Annotated in this window: 28 protein-coding genes; all 28 read left to right on the top strand. The window is 37.8% G+C overall.

What is annotated here, in order from left to right:
- The first annotated feature begins 1 nt into the window (after position 1).
- The 28 genes from rpsQ (at position 2) to SH601_RS15310 (ending at position 15,316) form a co-directional block, all read left to right on the top strand.
- Entirely contained in the window at positions 2–265 is a 264-nt protein-coding gene (gene rpsQ, locus SH601_RS15445) for a 30S ribosomal protein S17 (protein ID WP_319959230.1), read from the top strand.
- Between the two features lie 43 nt (positions 266–308).
- The gene (gene rplN, locus SH601_RS15440; RefSeq protein WP_319959229.1) at positions 309–677 is read left to right on the top strand and encodes a 50S ribosomal protein L14; all 369 of its coding nucleotides are present in this window, start codon (positions 309–311) and stop codon (positions 675–677) included.
- Positions 678–713: 36 nt separating this feature from the next.
- Positions 714–1,025 carry a 50S ribosomal protein L24 gene (gene rplX / locus SH601_RS15435; RefSeq protein ID WP_319959227.1) on the top strand — a complete coding sequence of 104 codons (312 nt, stop codon included), beginning with the start codon at positions 714–716 and terminating at the stop codon, positions 1,023–1,025.
- Positions 1,026–1,052: 27 nt separating this feature from the next.
- A complete protein-coding gene (rplE, locus tag SH601_RS15430; protein ID WP_319959226.1) occupies positions 1,053–1,592 on the top strand; it encodes a 50S ribosomal protein L5 in 540 nt (179 codons plus the stop codon).
- A 30-nt stretch (positions 1,593–1,622) separates the two neighbouring features.
- Positions 1,623–1,808 carry a 30S ribosomal protein S14 gene (gene rpsN / locus SH601_RS15425; protein ID WP_319959225.1) on the top strand — a complete coding sequence of 62 codons (186 nt, stop codon included), beginning with the start codon at positions 1,623–1,625 and terminating at the stop codon, positions 1,806–1,808.
- Positions 1,809–1,837: 29 nt separating this feature from the next.
- Positions 1,838–2,236: a 30S ribosomal protein S8 gene (gene rpsH, locus SH601_RS15420; protein ID WP_319959224.1), complete on the top strand. Its 399-nt coding sequence runs from the start codon at positions 1,838–1,840 to the stop codon at positions 2,234–2,236.
- 31 nt (positions 2,237–2,267) lie between these two features.
- On the top strand, positions 2,268–2,804 hold the full coding sequence (gene rplF / locus SH601_RS15415; RefSeq protein WP_319959223.1) for a 50S ribosomal protein L6: 537 nt from the start codon (positions 2,268–2,270) through the stop codon (positions 2,802–2,804).
- Positions 2,805–2,838: 34 nt separating this feature from the next.
- Entirely contained in the window at positions 2,839–3,201 is a 363-nt protein-coding gene (rplR, locus tag SH601_RS15410) for a 50S ribosomal protein L18 (protein WP_319959222.1), read from the top strand.
- A gap of 18 nt (positions 3,202–3,219) precedes the next feature.
- Complete coding sequence (gene rpsE, locus SH601_RS15405) at positions 3,220–3,726, top strand: 30S ribosomal protein S5 (protein ID WP_319959221.1); 507 nt, start codon at positions 3,220–3,222, stop codon at positions 3,724–3,726.
- Positions 3,727–3,739: 13 nt separating this feature from the next.
- Positions 3,740–3,925, top strand: a complete 186-nt coding sequence (rpmD, locus tag SH601_RS15400; RefSeq protein WP_319959220.1) for a 50S ribosomal protein L30 — start codon at positions 3,740–3,742, stop codon at positions 3,923–3,925.
- A 29-nt stretch (positions 3,926–3,954) separates the two neighbouring features.
- Positions 3,955–4,392: a 50S ribosomal protein L15 gene (gene rplO / locus SH601_RS15395; protein WP_319959219.1), complete on the top strand. Its 438-nt coding sequence runs from the start codon at positions 3,955–3,957 to the stop codon at positions 4,390–4,392.
- Positions 4,392–5,687 (top strand): preprotein translocase subunit SecY, encoded by a 1,296-nt coding sequence (gene secY, locus SH601_RS15390; RefSeq protein ID WP_319959218.1) that lies wholly within the window; start codon positions 4,392–4,394, stop codon positions 5,685–5,687. Before rplO ends, secY begins: the two co-directional genes overlap by 1 nt.
- A gap of 44 nt (positions 5,688–5,731) precedes the next feature.
- Complete coding sequence (locus tag SH601_RS15385; RefSeq protein ID WP_319959217.1) at positions 5,732–6,382, top strand: adenylate kinase; 651 nt, start codon at positions 5,732–5,734, stop codon at positions 6,380–6,382.
- An 88-nt stretch (positions 6,383–6,470) separates the two neighbouring features.
- A complete protein-coding gene (locus SH601_RS15380; protein WP_319959216.1) occupies positions 6,471–6,806 on the top strand; it encodes a KOW domain-containing RNA-binding protein in 336 nt (111 codons plus the stop codon).
- A complete protein-coding gene (infA, locus tag SH601_RS15375; RefSeq protein WP_018934234.1) occupies positions 6,784–7,002 on the top strand; it encodes a translation initiation factor IF-1 in 219 nt (72 codons plus the stop codon). The genes SH601_RS15380 and infA overlap by 23 nt, the downstream gene beginning before the upstream one ends.
- A 31-nt stretch (positions 7,003–7,033) precedes the next feature.
- On the top strand, positions 7,034–7,147 hold the full coding sequence (gene rpmJ, locus SH601_RS15370) for a 50S ribosomal protein L36 (protein WP_003156543.1): 114 nt from the start codon (positions 7,034–7,036) through the stop codon (positions 7,145–7,147).
- Between the two features lie 21 nt (positions 7,148–7,168).
- Positions 7,169–7,534 (top strand): 30S ribosomal protein S13, encoded by a 366-nt coding sequence (gene rpsM, locus SH601_RS15365; protein ID WP_319959215.1) that lies wholly within the window; start codon positions 7,169–7,171, stop codon positions 7,532–7,534.
- A 23-nt stretch (positions 7,535–7,557) separates the two neighbouring features.
- The gene (gene rpsK, locus SH601_RS15360) at positions 7,558–7,947 is read left to right on the top strand and encodes a 30S ribosomal protein S11 (protein ID WP_319959214.1); all 390 of its coding nucleotides are present in this window, start codon (positions 7,558–7,560) and stop codon (positions 7,945–7,947) included.
- A 271-nt stretch (positions 7,948–8,218) separates the two neighbouring features.
- On the top strand, positions 8,219–9,163 hold the full coding sequence (locus SH601_RS15355; protein ID WP_319959213.1) for a DNA-directed RNA polymerase subunit alpha: 945 nt from the start codon (positions 8,219–8,221) through the stop codon (positions 9,161–9,163).
- A gap of 42 nt (positions 9,164–9,205) precedes the next feature.
- A complete protein-coding gene (gene rplQ / locus SH601_RS15350) occupies positions 9,206–9,559 on the top strand; it encodes a 50S ribosomal protein L17 (RefSeq protein ID WP_319959212.1) in 354 nt (117 codons plus the stop codon).
- Between the two features lie 260 nt (positions 9,560–9,819).
- Entirely contained in the window at positions 9,820–10,653 is an 834-nt protein-coding gene (locus SH601_RS15345; protein ID WP_319959211.1) for an energy-coupling factor transporter ATPase, read from the top strand.
- Positions 10,629–11,492, top strand: a complete 864-nt coding sequence (locus tag SH601_RS15340) for an energy-coupling factor transporter ATPase (protein WP_319959210.1) — start codon at positions 10,629–10,631, stop codon at positions 11,490–11,492. Before SH601_RS15345 ends, SH601_RS15340 begins: the two co-directional genes overlap by 25 nt.
- Before the next feature lie 2 nt (positions 11,493–11,494).
- A complete protein-coding gene (locus SH601_RS15335; protein ID WP_319959209.1) occupies positions 11,495–12,295 on the top strand; it encodes an energy-coupling factor transporter transmembrane component T family protein in 801 nt (266 codons plus the stop codon).
- Between the two features lie 12 nt (positions 12,296–12,307).
- Positions 12,308–13,090, top strand: coding sequence for a tRNA pseudouridine(38-40) synthase TruA (gene truA, locus SH601_RS15330; RefSeq protein ID WP_319959208.1), 783 nt, complete (start codon positions 12,308–12,310; stop codon positions 13,088–13,090).
- Positions 13,091–13,264: 174 nt separating this feature from the next.
- A complete protein-coding gene (rplM, locus tag SH601_RS15325) occupies positions 13,265–13,702 on the top strand; it encodes a 50S ribosomal protein L13 (RefSeq protein WP_319959207.1) in 438 nt (145 codons plus the stop codon).
- Positions 13,703–13,722: 20 nt separating this feature from the next.
- Positions 13,723–14,115, top strand: a complete 393-nt coding sequence (gene rpsI / locus SH601_RS15320; protein ID WP_319959206.1) for a 30S ribosomal protein S9 — start codon at positions 13,723–13,725, stop codon at positions 14,113–14,115.
- Between the two features lie 339 nt (positions 14,116–14,454).
- Positions 14,455–14,985, top strand: coding sequence for an RNA polymerase sigma factor SigY (sigY, locus tag SH601_RS15315; protein WP_319959205.1), 531 nt, complete (start codon positions 14,455–14,457; stop codon positions 14,983–14,985).
- Entirely contained in the window at positions 14,972–15,316 is a 345-nt protein-coding gene (locus tag SH601_RS15310; protein WP_319959204.1) for a YxlC family protein, read from the top strand. Before sigY ends, SH601_RS15310 begins: the two co-directional genes overlap by 14 nt.
- Positions 15,317–15,496: the final 180 nt, after the last annotated feature.

Genomic DNA, 15,496 nt, shown 5'->3' with positions numbered 1-15,496 from the left:
GATGAGTGAGCGTAATAATCGTAAAGTCTATACTGGACGTGTCGTATCTGACAAAATGGACAAAACAATCACTGTTTTAGTTGAAACATATAAATTCCATAGTTTATATGGCAAACGTGTTAAGTACTCTAAGAAGTTCAAAACACATGATGAAAACAACACAGCGAAAATCGGCGATATTGTTCAAATCATGGAAACAAAACCACAATCAAAAACTAAACGTTTCCGTTTGGTAGAAGTAGTGGAAGAAGCAGTAATTATTTAATTAAAGTTCGCTCGGATAAATTCCGAAGGGAGGGTACACGAGTATGATCCAACAAGAATCTCGTTTAAAAGTAGCAGACAACTCTGGAGCTCGCGAGGTATTAACTATTAAAGTACTAGGCGGTTCTGGTCGTAAAACAGCGAACGTAGGTGATGTAATTGTTTGTTCTGTGAAACAAGCAACACCTGGAGGCGTTGTTAAAAAAGGTGAAGTAGTTAAAGCAGTAATCGTACGTTCTAAGAGCGGAGTAAGACGTAAAGACGGTTCTTATATTCGATTTGATGAAAATGCAGCGGTTATCATTCGTGATGATCAAAGTCCAAGAGGAACTCGTATCTTCGGACCAGTTGCACGTGAATTGCGTGATGCAAAATTCATGAAAATCGTATCTCTAGCTCCGGAAGTATTATAAGCACGCGAAGAAAATCGTGTAAGGAGGTGCGCGTATATGCATGTCAAAAAAGGTGACAAAGTACAAGTAATTTCAGGTAAAGACAAAGGAAAGCAAGGTACTATATTAGCTGCATTTCCGAAAAAAGATCGTGTACTTGTAGAAGGTGTTAATGTTGTAAAAAAACACGCTAAACCTTCACAAGAAAATCCACAGGGTGGAATCTTAAATCAAGAAGCAGCAATTCATGTATCAAATGTAATGCCATTAGATCCTAAGTCTGGCGAACCAACTCGTGTTGGTTATGAAGTACGTGATGGAAAGAAAGTTCGTATCGCTAAAAAATCTGGTGAATCTTTAGATAAATAGTCTTAGCGATGAAAGGAGGTTTACGTGATGAACACTTTAAAAGAAAAATACAATAACGAAATTGTTTCTTCATTAGTTGAGAAATTTAATTATAAATCAGTAATGGAAGTACCAAAAATTGAAAAAATCGTTGTGAACATGGGTGTTGGTGATGCAGTACAAAACTCTAAAGCACTTGATGCTGCTGTAGAAGAATTGGCTCAAATCACTGGTCAAAAACCTGTAGTAACAAAAGCTAAAAAATCAATCGCAGGCTTCCGCTTACGTGAAGGAATGCCAATCGGTGCGAAGGTAACACTACGTGGCGAGCGTATGTATGACTTCCTTCAAAAGCTTATCGATGTATCATTACCACGTGTACGTGATTTCCGTGGTATCTCTAACAAAGCTTTTGATGGCCGTGGTAACTACACTTTAGGTGTAAAAGAACAATTAATTTTCCCAGAAATTAATTATGACCAAGTAAGTAAAGTAAGAGGGATGGATGTTGTTATCGTAACAACAGCTGATTCTGACGAAGAAGCTTCTGAACTTTTAACTCAACTTGGCATGCCTTTCCAAAAATAAGCGATAAACTCGCATTAAGGAGGGAAAAACGTGGCTAAAAAATCAATGGTTGCAAAGCAACAACGTAAAGCAAAATTTAAAGTACAAGAATATACAAGATGTGAACGTTGTGGACGTCCACACTCTGTAATTCGTAAATTCAAACTTTGCCGTATTTGTTTCCGTGAACTTGCTTATAAAGGGCAAATTCCTGGTGTCAAAAAAGCAAGCTGGTAAATCCCCGATTAGGGAAGGAGGTAAAATAAATGGTTATGACAGATCCAATTGCAGATATGCTTACTCGTATTCGTAACGCTAACACGGTGCGCCATGAAAAATTGGAATTCCCAGCGTCGAATCTAAAAAAAGAAATTGCAGATATTCTAAAACGTGAAGGTTTTATTCGCGATTATGAATTCGTTGAAGATAACAAACAAGGTATTCTTCGTATCTTTTTGAAGTATGGTACAAATGATGAGCGTGTAATCACAGGTTTGAAACGTATTAGTAAACCAGGTTTACGTGTTTATGCAAAAGCTGATGAGCTTCCTAGAGTATTAAATGGTTTAGGTATTGCGATCGTTTCTACTTCAAAAGGCGTATTATCTGATAAAGAAGCACGTACACAAGCTATCGGTGGCGAAGTGCTAGCATACATTTGGTAAGATATTTATAGAAGACAGGAGGTGTAGTAGCATGTCTCGTATAGGTTTTAGAATTTTGGAAATTCCACAAGATGTGGAAATTAATGTAGACGGAAATAATGTAACTGTTAAAGGACCTAAAGGTGAATTAAGCCGTTCTTTTGACAGTAGCATGACAATCAAAATTGAGGATAACGTGTTAACAGTTGAACGTCCGAGTGAATCTAAACTTCATAAGACGTTACACGGTACAACTCGAAGCCTAATTGGTAACATGGTTGAAGGTGTTCACAAAGGTTTTGAAAAAGCTCTTGAAATTCAAGGTGTTGGTTACCGTGCACAATTACAAGGTAACAAACTTGTAGTAAACGCTGGTTATTCTCACCCAGTCGAAGTGGAACCAGTTGACGGAATTGACATTGAGGTTCCATCTAATACAAAAGTTGTTGTAAAAGGTATCGACAAAGAATTAGTAGGTGCTGTTGCAGCGAACATCCGCGCTATTCGCCCACCTGAGCCATATAAAGGTAAAGGTATTCGTTATGAAGGTGAATATGTACGTCGTAAAGAAGGTAAAACTGCTAAGTAAGGTTAGGTAACACACGCAGAAAGGAGTGACCTAGATGATCACAAAGCCTGATAAAAACAGTGTACGTAAGAAAAGACATATGCGTATCCGTAAGAACCTATCTGGTACGGAGTCTCGCCCACGTCTTAACGTATTTCGTTCAAATAAAAACATCTACGCACAACTAATCGATGACGTAAATAACGTTACTTTAGTAAGTGCATCTTCAGTAGATAATGAGTTAAAATTAGAAGCAACTGGTAATGTCGAAGCTGCGAAACAAGTTGGCGAATTAATCGCTAAACGTGCTGTCGACAAAGGATTGAAAAATGTAGTATTTGATCGTGGTGGTTATTTATATCATGGTCGAGTTAAAGCTCTTGCAGATGCTGCTCGCGAAGCAGGTCTTGAATTTTAATCAAAAAAGGAGGGACATATGTTGCGTACTAACATCGACCCAAATAAATTAGATTTAGAAGAACGCGTTGTAACAATCAACCGTGTAGCGAAGGTAGTAAAAGGTGGACGTCGTTTCCGTTTTGCTGCACTTGTAGTAGTCGGAGATAAAAATGGTCATGTAGGATTTGGTACTGGTAAAGCACAAGAGGTACCAGATGCTATTAGAAAAGCAATTGATGATGCTAAGAAGAACTTAATTACTGTACCGATCGTTGGTACTTCAATTCCACACGAAATTCACGGACAATTCGGCTCTGGTAACATCTTAATGAAGCCAGCTGTAGAAGGTACGGGAGTTATCGCTGGTGGACCGGTGCGTGCCGTATTAGAACTTGCAGGTGTTGGAGATATTTTATCTAAATCACTTGGTTCTAACACACCAATCAACATGGTTCATGCTACAATCAATGGATTAAGTGAATTAAAACGTGCTGAGGAAGTAGCTAAACTTCGCGGCAAATCTGTAGAAGAATTGTTAGGATAAGGAGGGAAACGAAATGTCTAATCAATTAGAAATTACCCTCAAACGCAGTGTCATCGGTAGATCAGAAGTACAAAAAGCTACTGTTCAAACACTAGGTCTTAAAAAGATTCATCAGTCAGTAGTCCGTGAAGATACTCCTGTCGTGCGAGGCATGATTAACAAAGTATCACATTTAGTCGACGTAAAAGAAGTTAAATAATAATAAGTTTTTAAAGAGGAGGTGCTCGCATGAAACTTCATGAATTAAAACCGGCTCAAGCGAAGAAAGATCGTAATCGTGTAGGTCGTGGTATGTCATCAGGTAATGGTAAAACTTCTGGACGTGGTCATAAAGGACAAAAAGCACGTTCTGGCGGAGGGGTACGTCCTGGATTCGAAGGTGGTCAAATGCCACTGTTCCAACGTTTACCAAAACGTGGTTTTACAAACATTAACCGTAAAGAGTTTGCAATTGTTAACTTAGAAACATTGAATAACTTTGACGAAGGTACTGAAGTTACACCTGAGCTTTTACTTGAAACAGGTACCATTAGCAAGGTAAAATCTGGCGTTAAGATTCTTGGAAACGGCAAGTTAGAAAAGAAATTAACTGTAAAAGCTCATAAGTTTTCTGCTTCAGCTCAAGAGGCAATTGAAGCAGCGGGCGGTCAAACTGAGGTGATTTAATGTTTCGTACAATCTCCAATTTTGTGCGTGTGGCTGATATTAGACAAAAAATAATTTTTACACTTCTCATGTTAATAGTATTTCGTCTTGGTACATTCATTCCGGTTCCATTTACAGATCGAAGTGCTATTAACTTTATGAATGAACAAAATGTGTTTGGTTTACTGAATACATTTGGTGGTGGAGCATTACAAAACTTCTCTATCTTCGCGATGGGGATCATGCCTTACATCACAGCGTCCATTATCATGCAATTGTTGCAGATGGATGTCGTTCCTAAATTCACCGAGTGGAAAAAACAAGGGGAAATGGGACGTAAGAAACTAGCACAGGTTACGCGTTATGCAACTATTGTGTTAGCATTTATCCAAGCTTGTGCTATGTCAGTTGGGTTTAATGCTATGTCAGGAGGACTTTTAATTAATGACCCTGGCGTAGGCAAATTCATCGTCATTGCCCTAGTCTTAACAACTGGTACTGCATTCTTAATGTGGTTAGGTGAGCAAATTACTGCTCATGGAGTTGGTAATGGTATCTCTATCCTCATTTTCGCTGGTATCGTTGCAGCCGTGCCTAATGGTATTAACCAAATTTACGCACAATACTTTGGATCGAATGTTGGAGACGAACTATTCTTAAACATCGTTATTGTATTGCTAATTGTATTATTAGTGATTGCTGTTATTGTTGGAGTTATCTTCATTCAACAAGCGTTACGTAAAATCCCAGTACAATATGCTAAACGTTTAGTGAATCGTTCACCAGTTGGGGGACAATCAACACATTTACCATTGAAAGTAAATGCTGCTGGAGTAATCCCAGTTATCTTTGCAATTGCATTTATCATCGCTCCGCGTACGATCGCGAGCTTCTTTGAAAATAGTGAGGTTGCTAAGAGAATCTCTAACATTTTTGATTATACAAACGTAACAGGAATGATTATTTACGTTGTGCTAATCATTGCATTTACGTATTTCTATACATTTGTTCAAGTTAACCCTGAACAAATGGCAGACAACTTGAAGAAACAAGGTGGCTATATTCCTGGTATTCGTCCAGGAAAAACAACGGAGACTTATTTAACACGTGTTATGTATCGACTAACATTTGTTGGATCTATATTTTTAGCTGCGGTAGCTGTGTTACCTCTTATATTAGGAGATGTAGCTAATTTACCACAATCCGTTCAAATCGGAGGAACAGGACTTCTAATTATCGTTGGTGTAGCATTACAAACAATGAAACAATTAGAAGGGCAGCTTGTAAAACGTAACTATAAAGGTTTTATCAAATAAGACCTTTTATAGATCGGACTAGAAAGAGAGCGAGGGGAATATCGTTGAATCTAATCCTTATGGGACTTCCTGGTGCTGGTAAAGGTACTCAGGCAGAAAGAATCGTAGAAAAATATGAAATCCCTCATATTTCAACTGGAGATATGTTTCGGTTAGCTATTAAAGAAGGAACAGAGCTTGGTCAAAAAGCAAAAAGCTTTATGGACCAAGGTGCACTCGTTCCAGATGAAGTAACAATTGGTATCGTTAAAGAAAGATTAAGCAAAGACGACTGTAAGAAAGGTTTCTTACTAGATGGTTTTCCACGTACTATAGCTCAGGCTGAAGCACTGGATGAGTTACTAACTAGTATGGGTCGTTCTATCGATTATGTCATACACGTTGATGTACCTAAGGATGATTTAGTTGAACGTCTTACTGGACGCCGCGTTTGTCCTGAGTGTGGTACCACTTATCATGTTCTTTACAATCCTCCTAAAGTGGAAGGTATTTGTGATAAAGATGGAGCACAACTTATTCAACGTGAAGATGATAAACCTGAAACAGTTAAAAATCGTTTAGCTGTCAATCTTGAACAAACACAACCAATGTTAGACTTTTATTCTAATAAAGGTGACTTAGTAACTATCAATGGCTCTCAAGAAATTGATAAAGTATTCAGCGATATTGATGAGAAATTAAGCCAAATCTCTTAATGAAATGTCGTTAATGTTGGTATAATGATATCGACAGTGAATTTTGAAAAACAGGTATAACGTAAAACCTAAATGAAGGTGATGATGGTTGAGCGAATCGGAGAGTTTTCCGAAATTAGGTCAGGTTGTTCAAATCCTACAAGGACGCGAAGCAGGTCAGTTTGCAATTGTAATTGGAAAAGTAGACAGTCGTTTTGTGTTGTTGGCGGATGGAGATAAGCGTAAATATGATCGTCCAAAGAAGAAAAATCTTCACCATATTGCGCTTACAAGCTTTGTATCTCCTGAAGTTCAAAGAAGCCTTCTCGAAACAGGGCGCGTAACAAATGGCAAGTTGCGTTATGCTATTAATAAATTTGTCGAAGAAAATGAGACGGATTTGAGGAAGGGAGATCAACTCGATGGCGAAAGACGATGCAATTGAAGTCGAAGGTACGGTAATTGATACATTACCGAATGCAATGTTTAAAGTAGAATTAGAGAATGGTCACACCGTTTTAGCTCATGTTTCTGGTAAAATTAGAATGCACTTTATTCGAATCTTACCAGGAGATAAGGTAACGGTTGAACTTTCTCCATATGATTTAACAAGAGGTCGAATTACGTACCGTTATAAATAAGATGCTCCGATAATAAGAGGAGGTATGGAAGATGAAGGTAAGACCATCTGTAAAACCAATTTGTGAAAAATGTAAGGTTATTCGTCGTAAAGGGAAAGTAATGGTAATTTGCGAAAACCCTAAACATAAACAAAAACAAGGATAAAAAAGGAGGTGTAATCACTCTATGGCACGTATTGCTGGTGTAGATGTACCGCGTGAAAAACGCGTAGTGATTGCTTTAACCTATATTTACGGTATTGGAAAAACAACTGCTAAAAAAGTTTTAGAAGAAGCCGGTGTTAGCGAAGACACTCGTGTTCGTGACTTAACTGAAGAAGAACTAGGACAAATCCGTCAAAAAGTCGATAGCTATACTGTAGAAGGAGATCTTCGTCGAGAAGTATCTTTAAACATTAAGCGTCTGATTGAAATTGGTTCATATCGTGGATTACGTCACCGTCGTGGATTGCCTCTTCGTGGACAAAAGACGAAGAACAACTCTCGTACTCGTAAAGGTCCAAGAAAAACAATGGCTAACAAAAAGAAATAATTTAAAAGGAGGTTTGCTAAATTATGGCTCGTAAAAGTAATACACGTAAACGTCGTGTGAAAAAAAATATAGACACGGGTATCGCACATATTCGTTCTACATTTAACAACACAATTGTAACTATTACTGATGTTCAAGGAAATGCGGTTAGCTGGAGCAGTGCAGGAACTTTAGGTTTCAAAGGTTCTCGTAAATCAACTCCATTCGCAGCACAAATGGCTGCTGAAACTGCTGCAAAGGCAGCTCAGGATCATGGTTTGAAATCTTTAGAGGTTACAGTGAAAGGACCTGGTGCTGGACGTGAAGCAGCTATCCGTTCACTTCAAGCAGCAGGTTTAGAAGTAACTGCCATTCGTGATGTAACACCAGTTCCTCACAATGGTTGTCGCCCGCCAAAACGTCGTCGAGTATAATCACACAGTATATTATTTGTTAATCTGTCTATAATGGTTTATGATAGCTTAATAAAGTTTTTATACAGACAAAAGTATAAATGGACGAATGCTGTTACCTAACGAGGTAATAAGCAAAGTTATTCATTAATGTTTATTGATTACACCATTGCTTTCGACAGATATAATATCACAATTGCATAGTGTAGAAACGGGAACTGCCACCTGGGGAATTTCGGTTAGGCCTCAGAGTCTAACCGAGGTTTCGACGTTTTAGAGGAGGGTTTAATAGATGATCGAAATTGAAAAACCAAAAATAGAAACAGTAGAGATCAGTAATGATGCTACTTATGGCAAATTCGTTGTAGAACCACTAGAGCGTGGATATGGTACTACACTTGGTAACTCCTTGCGTCGTATCCTATTATCTTCACTTCCTGGCGCTGCTGTTACATCTGTTCAAATTGAAGGAGCATTACATGAGTTTTCAACAGTTGAGGGAGTTGTCGAAGATGTGACTTCGATAATTTTAAACTTGAAAAAGCTTGCTCTTAAAATCTATTCAGATGAAGAGAAAACTTTAGAAGTTGATGTGCAGGGAGAAGGAGAAGTTACGGCTGCAGATATCATTTTTGATAGTGATGTTGAAATTCTGAATCCGGATCTTCACATTGCTAATGTTGGTAGTAACGGACATTTGAAAATGAAAATCTCAGCTCAAGGCGGAAGAGGCTACCGCCCTGCTGATTCTAACAACCATGAAGATCGTCCGATTGGCGTTATTCCAGTGGATTCTATCTTCACTCCAGTATCAAAAGTAACATATCAAGTAGAAAATACTCGTGTTGGAGAAGATGCCAACTATGATAAACTTACTTTTGATGTGTCAACAGATGGAAGTATTCGTCCGGAAGAAGCAGTTTCTTTAGGAGCTAAAATCTTTACGGAACATATGAATATTTTTGTTGGTTTAACAGACGAAGCGAAAAATGCTGAAATTATGATCGAGAAAGAAGAAGATCAAAAAGAAAAAGTTCTAGAGATGACTATCGAAGAACTTGATTTATCTGTAAGGTCTTATAACTGCTTGAAACGAGCAGGTATTAATACTGTACAGGAATTAGCTCATAAGTCAGAAGAAGATATGATGAAGGTTCGTAACTTAGGTCGTAAATCACTCGAAGAAGTGAAACATAAGTTAGAAGATTTAGGATTAGGATTACGTAACGAAGACTAATCTTGACACTTTTTAGAGATTGAGACAAAGGAGGGGTATTCCATGGCTAGAAAATTTGGACGTTCAACGGATCAACGTAATGCTTTGCTTCGCGGTTTAGCTACTGATCTTATTATTCATGAACGCTTAGAAACGACAGAAGCAAAAGCGAAAGATCTACGCTCTGTTGTGGAAAAAATGATTACACTTGGTAAACGCGGTGACCTTCATGCTCGTCGTCAAGCTGCTTCATTCTTATACAAAGCTGAAGCGAACGAAAATGAAGATGCTGTTCAAAAGCTTTTCAATGATATTGCAAGCCGTTATGAAGATCGCCAAGGTGGATATACAAGAGTGCTTAAATTAGGACCTCGTCGCGGAGACGGTGCTAATATGGCAGTCATTGAATTAGTCTAATTCAATAGCAAAAAGAGGCAAGGGGCAGGAGCAAAACTCGCTAAGAGGATGCATCCAAGCCCTTTTTTTGTTATTAAAGAAAGGACAAAATTTGAATATTTGTCTAGCTCTGAGCGCAAAAAAATAGGGACTTTTTTATATCTCCGATGAGATTGCTACCGTTCTATTATCCTTTCCTATTTCAAACAAGACTAGCTTAGCTATATAGTATGTTACAATAGTAAATAAATATTACCCGGGAAATAAAAGGAGAAAGAACGATGCCTGTGATAGAATTTCGAGATGTTTATTTTCGTTATAATGAAGATGCCCCATGGATATTAAAGAAATTCAACTTAACAATTGAAGGAAATGAAACAGTAGCTATTATCGGCCACAACGGTTCAGGTAAATCAACAATTGCTAAATTAGCAAATGGCTTACTTGTTCCACAAGCTGGTGAGATATGGATAAATGGTAGGAAAGTAACGCCCTCAAATGTTTGGGAAATCCGAAAGAACATTGGATTAGTATTTCAAAATCCAGAAAACCAATTTGTTGGCACAACGGTTAGAGATGATGTAGCTTTTGGTTTAGAGAATCGCGGAGTTCCACGTGAGGAAATGATAAAACGGATTGATAAGACATTACAACAAGTAGAAATGCGACACTATCAACATCATGAACCACATAATCTGTCAGGTGGTCAAAAGCAGCGAGTTGCGATCGCGAGTGTAATGGCAACACATCCAGAAATTCTGTTACTAGATGAAGCTACTTCTATGCTAGACCCAAAAGGTAGAAAAGAAATTCTTGCTACCATTAATCGGTTAAAAGAGGATCTGGAGCTTACAATGGTCATGATCACACATGACTTACAAGAAATCACTTTAACAGATCGAGTAGTGGTGATGAATCATGGGGAAGTTTATAAGGATACATCTGTAGAGCAACTATTTGATGACTATGAAGGAATAGAGTCTGTTGGTTTATCCTTACCACTTACCGTTCAACTTGCAATAGAATTAGGGCAACATGGCTATCACTTTGCCACCTACCCAATCGATAGTAAGGAGTTTTTGGACGCATTATGGACATCCAATTTGAAAGAGTAAGCTATACGTATCAAATGAATACACCTTTTTCCTTTCAAGCATTAAAAGATATTAACCTGAATATCCGTTCAGGAGAGTTTGTAGCGTTTGTTGGTCATACAGGTTCAGGGAAATCGACCCTTCTGCAACATATTAATGGCCTATTAACACCTACAGAAGGTACAGTAAAAGTAGGGGATTTCCACTTGTCAAAGGAGAGGAAACGGCAAGATTTAAAGAAGTTACGAGAAAAAGTTGGGGTTGTTTTTCAATATCCTGAACACCAGCTATTCGAAGAAACCGTAAAACGTGATATCAGTTTCGGTTTAAAGAATTTTAACGTATCAGCTGAAGAAATGGAAACAAGAATCATGGAAGCTTTAGAAAAAGTACAGCTTAACCCAGCTGTTTTAGAGCAATCACCTTTCGAATTAAGTGGAGGACAGATGCGTAGAGTAGCAATAGCAGGTGTATTAGCGATGAAGCCTGAAGTGTTAATCTTAGATGAACCGACTGCAGGACTCGATCCTAAAGGACAGGAAGATGTCATGGAGATGTTTTTTGATCTGCATAAGGCACAGCATATGACGACGATTCTAGTTACGCATCAGATGGATCAGGCGCTCAAATATGCTGATCATATATTTGTGCTTGCAGATGGTAGTCTGTTAATGGAAGGAACACCTGAGCATATTTTTAAACAAACAGATCTATTAGAAAAAGCGAATTTAGATATGCCGGAAATTCTTACGATTCTTCATCAGCTTAATCAGAAGTTTGGTATAGATATTCGCTATAAAGGCCAAAGTCCATCTGTATTAGCGAAGGAAATAGTGGCTATGTTAAGGGAGAAGAAGTAGTTATGAAATCATTCATGATCATTGGACAATTTGTGCCGGGTAATTCTCTCATTCATCGCTTAGATCCGAGAACAAAGCTACTGATTATTTTTACGTTTGTTATTATCGTATTTTTTGCAAACAATAGTTTCAGTTATGGTTGGTTAACATTATTTGCACTTATTTTAGTATTTTTAACTAAGTTGCCGATTGCTTATGTGATAAAAGGGATTACGCCTGTCTGGTTTTTAATTATATTTACCTTTATCCTGCATTTAATTATCACAAAGGATGGAGCGGTGTTGATTGAGATAGGGGCGTTTAAGATTTATGAAGGCGGAGTTGTTCAAGGTTTTATTATTTCCTTGCGTTTCTTCCTACTTATTATGGTTACCTCTCTGTTAACGTTAACGACAGCTCCTATGGAAATAACAGATGCGATCGAAGAGCTATTAGCACCATTAAAGAAAATACGTGTACCAGTCCATGAGTTAGCTTTAATGATGTCAATTTCCTTACGCTTTATCCCGACGTTATTGGATGAAACGGAGAAAATTTCGAAGGCACAAGCATCACGTGGAGTAGACTTGCGTACAGGCTCTTTTAAGGACCGTATCTATGCAATTGTACCACTCTTGGTACCTTTGTTTATTAGCGCCTTTAAAAGGGCAGAGGAGCTCGCTATGGCGATGGAAGCAAGAGGCTATCATGGAAGTGAAGGAAGAACGAAATTAAGACAATTACAGTTTAGCAGGATAGACTATACGAGTATGGTTGTCTATCTAATAATTATGGTGATTTTCTTTAGTATACGAGCTTATTAAGGGGCAAATAACATGAGATTAAGGGCAATTATTCGATATGACGGTACAGCGTTCTCTGGTTATCAAATACAACCAAACGGGCGTACTGTGCAAGAAGAGATCGAGAAAGTATTAACGAAAATGCATAAAGGAAAGCCTGTTCGTATCACAGCGTCTGGTAGAACCGATCAAGGGGTACACGCAGTTGGACAAGTCATACATTTCGATACAGATCTAGAGATTCCTAATCCTAATTGGGTACGCGCGCTTAATACGATGCTTCCGGCTGATATCGAAGTAGTAGCGGTTAAGGAAGTTCCAGACGATTTTCATGCTAGATTTGATGTTAGTGAAAAGGAATATCGTTATTATATAATGAATGGAGCATCCCGAGATATATTTCGTCGGCATTATGTGTATCATGTTCCCAATCAGTTAAACGTTCAAGAAATGCATGAAGCAAGTCAGTATTTTATGGGGCGTCATGATTTTACTTCTTTTTGTTCGGCTAATAGTAATGTAAAAGGGGATAAGATCCGAACGATTACAGATATTGGTGTAGAACAGCAGAATGAGGATATTATCATTCGTGTGAGAGGAACGGGATTTTTATACAATATGGTACGAATTATTGTTGGCACCTTAATAGACGTTGGAACTGGAAAACGAGCAACAAATGAGGTATCTGAAATCATTGCTGCAACAGATCGAGCGACAGCGGGAAAAACCGCGCCACCACAAGGTTTATATCTATGGGAAGTAGATTACGAAAAAAAAGATGACAAAAACAACGATTCCTTGCGTGCTATCTATTGACAATTAGCGTAGTATGTTATAACATGATCTATGGCATTTTATTTTCTAGACCACGAATAGCCCCGGAAAGTTACTCGTGTTAGAATATAAATTCGGACAAGAAAAGCGTAAGCGAAAGCTTTTAGTAAGAAAAAATAAGAAAATTTTTTAAAATGATTTAGGAGGTAACCGAGCATGCGTACAACTTTCATGGCAAATGAAAATAACATCGAACGCAAGTGGTTTGTTGTAGACGCTGAAGGTCAAACGTTAGGTCGTTTAGCAAGTGAAATTGCTACAATCCTTCGTGGTAAGCATAAACCAACATATACGCCGCATGTTGACACTGGTGATCATGTGATCATTATCAACGCGGAAAAAATCGAACTTACAGGTAAAAAACTAACTGATAAAGTATATTACCGTCACAGTAATCACCCAGGTGGTTTAAAATCACGTAATGCTAACGAAATGCGTGAAAAATATCCTGAGCAAATGTTAGAACTAACAATCAAAGGGATGCTACCAAAAAGCAAATTAGGTCGTCAAATGGCTAAAAAATTACATGTTTATCGTGGAGCAGAGCATAAACATGAAGCACAAAAACCAGAAGTTTACGAACTTCGCGGATAATTAAAAGGAGGTAATCAATAGTGGCACAAGTACAATACTACGGTACCGGACGCCGTAAAACTTCAACTGCACGTGTACGTTTAGTTCCAGGTACTGGACGTATCGTTGTAAACAAACGTGATGCGGAAGATTTCTTCCCATATGAAACACAACGTACAATCATTAAACAACCTTTAGTAGCTACTGAAACAGAAGGTAGCTATGATGTATTAGTAAACGTTGATGGTGGTGGATACACTGGTCAAGCTGGTGCAATCCGTCATGGCGTTGCTCGTGCATTATTAGAAGCAGACCCAGAATACCGCACAACTCTTAAACGTGCTGGATTCTTAACTCGTGACGCGCGTGCTAAAGAACGTAAAAAATACGGTCTTAAAAAAGCTCGTCGTGCACCACAGTTCTCAAAACGTTAATATTTCAATATTTAAAGCACCTAACCCACTTCGGGAAAGGTGCTTTTTTTATGTCAAAAAATCTTTTGTAACTATATGTTGACTCTATTTATTCTTCTTTAAGATATTTCTGTAGTATGATGATTATAGTTATATACCATACCGAACCTGGAATTATTGCATGATAACGTGTTTTTATTCAATGAAATTCTCTAAGCTTTTTCCATATACAACTTTCAAGTAAACATAATAATACTAATAAGAGATAAGCGTTTTTTGTATTTTTTTTATTTTGAAAATGAACGATCTTTACTAGTTAATCGTATTACATATAAATCATTATTGTATGGAGTAGATCTTATGGATGAGCAGGATTTAATTCGAAAGGCGAAAAAAGGAGATACACTAGCACTTTCGAAATTGCTACAACAGAATTATTCGTTTCTCGTAAAATATTTAATGAAAATTACCCTTCATCCACAAATCGCAGAAGATTTAACACAAGAGACAATGATGAAGTGTATAGAAAAAATCCAACTGTATAATGGTGAATCCAAGTTTTCCTCATGGCTCATCACAATCGCAACAAACCTTTATATCGATCAACAGCGTAGAAAGAAGCGGGAGAAAAAATGGCTAGAGCAGGAACAAGCACTCCGAAAAATGAAATGGAATGCAACCAATAGGAACGAGGAATGGAATGATGTACTTGATGTGCTTGCCCAAATTAATGAAGAAATACGTATGCCGATCGTGTTAAAGCATTATTACGGATATTCATATAAGGAAATTGGAAAAATGATGGGTATTGCAGAAGGAACAGTAAAATCTCGAGTTTCAAAGGGCCTAAAAAATGTGAGAGAGGAGCTGGCTGGAATTGAAGAAGAATGATTCTAAAAATAGCGATATTAAGTTGGATGATGAAGATGAATTAACGGTCAATCAATTAATAGATGGTTTAGAAAAACTGGATGAATGGAATCCAGTATCTACTCCAAACTTACAATGGTTTCAGGCAAATGTTGAATTAGAGAAAAAAAGAATACGAAAAAAACAATGGAAAGATCTCCTCACATTTATCTCTGTTGCAGTATTGGCACTTTCAGTTGTGATTGCCGTCGTTTATCGTCAGCCCATTCTTTTTCTTTACTTTCAGCTTGTGGGGATTATCTTATTGCCCTTAGCTCTTAATAAAACTAGAAAGAAGGTCAGTAATGAATGAACTCAAACGAACTAAGTAGCGTGCCGCTTTGGTTATGGATCGTGGTTGCATTCATTCTGATTTGCCAGAGCTCATGGATGTTTTGGGATGCACGTAAGAGGGAACACAATGCTTGGTTATGGGGCATTTTAGGTCTTGTTCAATTTCCAATGTATCTTATTATCTATCTTATTTTTGCAA

The organism is Gracilibacillus pellucidus (genome assembly GCF_033949965.1).
GTDB classification, from domain to species: Bacteria; Bacillota; Bacilli; order Bacillales; family Amphibacillaceae; genus Gracilibacillus; species Gracilibacillus pellucidus.
Note: the sequence above shows the minus strand (reverse complement) of the source record. Positions and strands in the feature narration are given on the sequence as shown.

What these genes read in the sequence shown, in the direction of transcription:
- rpsQ (WP_319959230.1), top strand. Translation starts at nt 2, where the DNA reads ATGAGTGAGCGTAATAATCGTAAAGTCTATACTGGACGTGTCGTATCT.
- rplN (WP_319959229.1), top strand. Translation starts at nt 309, where the DNA reads ATGATCCAACAAGAATCTCGTTTAAAAGTAGCAGACAACTCTGGAGCT.
- rplX (WP_319959227.1), top strand. Translation starts at nt 714, where the DNA reads ATGCATGTCAAAAAAGGTGACAAAGTACAAGTAATTTCAGGTAAAGAC.
- rplE (WP_319959226.1), top strand. Translation starts at nt 1,053, where the DNA reads ATGAACACTTTAAAAGAAAAATACAATAACGAAATTGTTTCTTCATTA.
- rpsH (WP_319959224.1), top strand. Translation starts at nt 1,838, where the DNA reads ATGGTTATGACAGATCCAATTGCAGATATGCTTACTCGTATTCGTAAC.
- rplF (WP_319959223.1), top strand. Translation starts at nt 2,268, where the DNA reads ATGTCTCGTATAGGTTTTAGAATTTTGGAAATTCCACAAGATGTGGAA.
- rplR (WP_319959222.1), top strand. Translation starts at nt 2,839, where the DNA reads ATGATCACAAAGCCTGATAAAAACAGTGTACGTAAGAAAAGACATATG.
- rpsE (WP_319959221.1), top strand. Translation starts at nt 3,220, where the DNA reads ATGTTGCGTACTAACATCGACCCAAATAAATTAGATTTAGAAGAACGC.
- rpmD (WP_319959220.1), top strand. Translation starts at nt 3,740, where the DNA reads ATGTCTAATCAATTAGAAATTACCCTCAAACGCAGTGTCATCGGTAGA.
- rplO (WP_319959219.1), top strand. Translation starts at nt 3,955, where the DNA reads ATGAAACTTCATGAATTAAAACCGGCTCAAGCGAAGAAAGATCGTAAT.
- secY (WP_319959218.1), top strand. Translation starts at nt 4,392, where the DNA reads ATGTTTCGTACAATCTCCAATTTTGTGCGTGTGGCTGATATTAGACAA.
- infA (WP_018934234.1), top strand. Translation starts at nt 6,784, where the DNA reads ATGGCGAAAGACGATGCAATTGAAGTCGAAGGTACGGTAATTGATACA.
- rpmJ (WP_003156543.1), top strand. Translation starts at nt 7,034, where the DNA reads ATGAAGGTAAGACCATCTGTAAAACCAATTTGTGAAAAATGTAAGGTT.
- rpsM (WP_319959215.1), top strand. Translation starts at nt 7,169, where the DNA reads ATGGCACGTATTGCTGGTGTAGATGTACCGCGTGAAAAACGCGTAGTG.
- rpsK (WP_319959214.1), top strand. Translation starts at nt 7,558, where the DNA reads ATGGCTCGTAAAAGTAATACACGTAAACGTCGTGTGAAAAAAAATATA.
- SH601_RS15355 (WP_319959213.1), top strand. Translation starts at nt 8,219, where the DNA reads ATGATCGAAATTGAAAAACCAAAAATAGAAACAGTAGAGATCAGTAAT.
- rplQ (WP_319959212.1), top strand. Translation starts at nt 9,206, where the DNA reads ATGGCTAGAAAATTTGGACGTTCAACGGATCAACGTAATGCTTTGCTT.
- SH601_RS15345 (WP_319959211.1), top strand. Translation starts at nt 9,820, where the DNA reads ATGCCTGTGATAGAATTTCGAGATGTTTATTTTCGTTATAATGAAGAT.
- SH601_RS15340 (WP_319959210.1), top strand. Translation starts at nt 10,629, where the DNA reads ATGGACATCCAATTTGAAAGAGTAAGCTATACGTATCAAATGAATACA.
- SH601_RS15335 (WP_319959209.1), top strand. Translation starts at nt 11,495, where the DNA reads ATGAAATCATTCATGATCATTGGACAATTTGTGCCGGGTAATTCTCTC.
- truA (WP_319959208.1), top strand. Translation starts at nt 12,308, where the DNA reads ATGAGATTAAGGGCAATTATTCGATATGACGGTACAGCGTTCTCTGGT.
- rplM (WP_319959207.1), top strand. Translation starts at nt 13,265, where the DNA reads ATGCGTACAACTTTCATGGCAAATGAAAATAACATCGAACGCAAGTGG.
- sigY (WP_319959205.1), top strand. Translation starts at nt 14,455, where the DNA reads ATGGATGAGCAGGATTTAATTCGAAAGGCGAAAAAAGGAGATACACTA.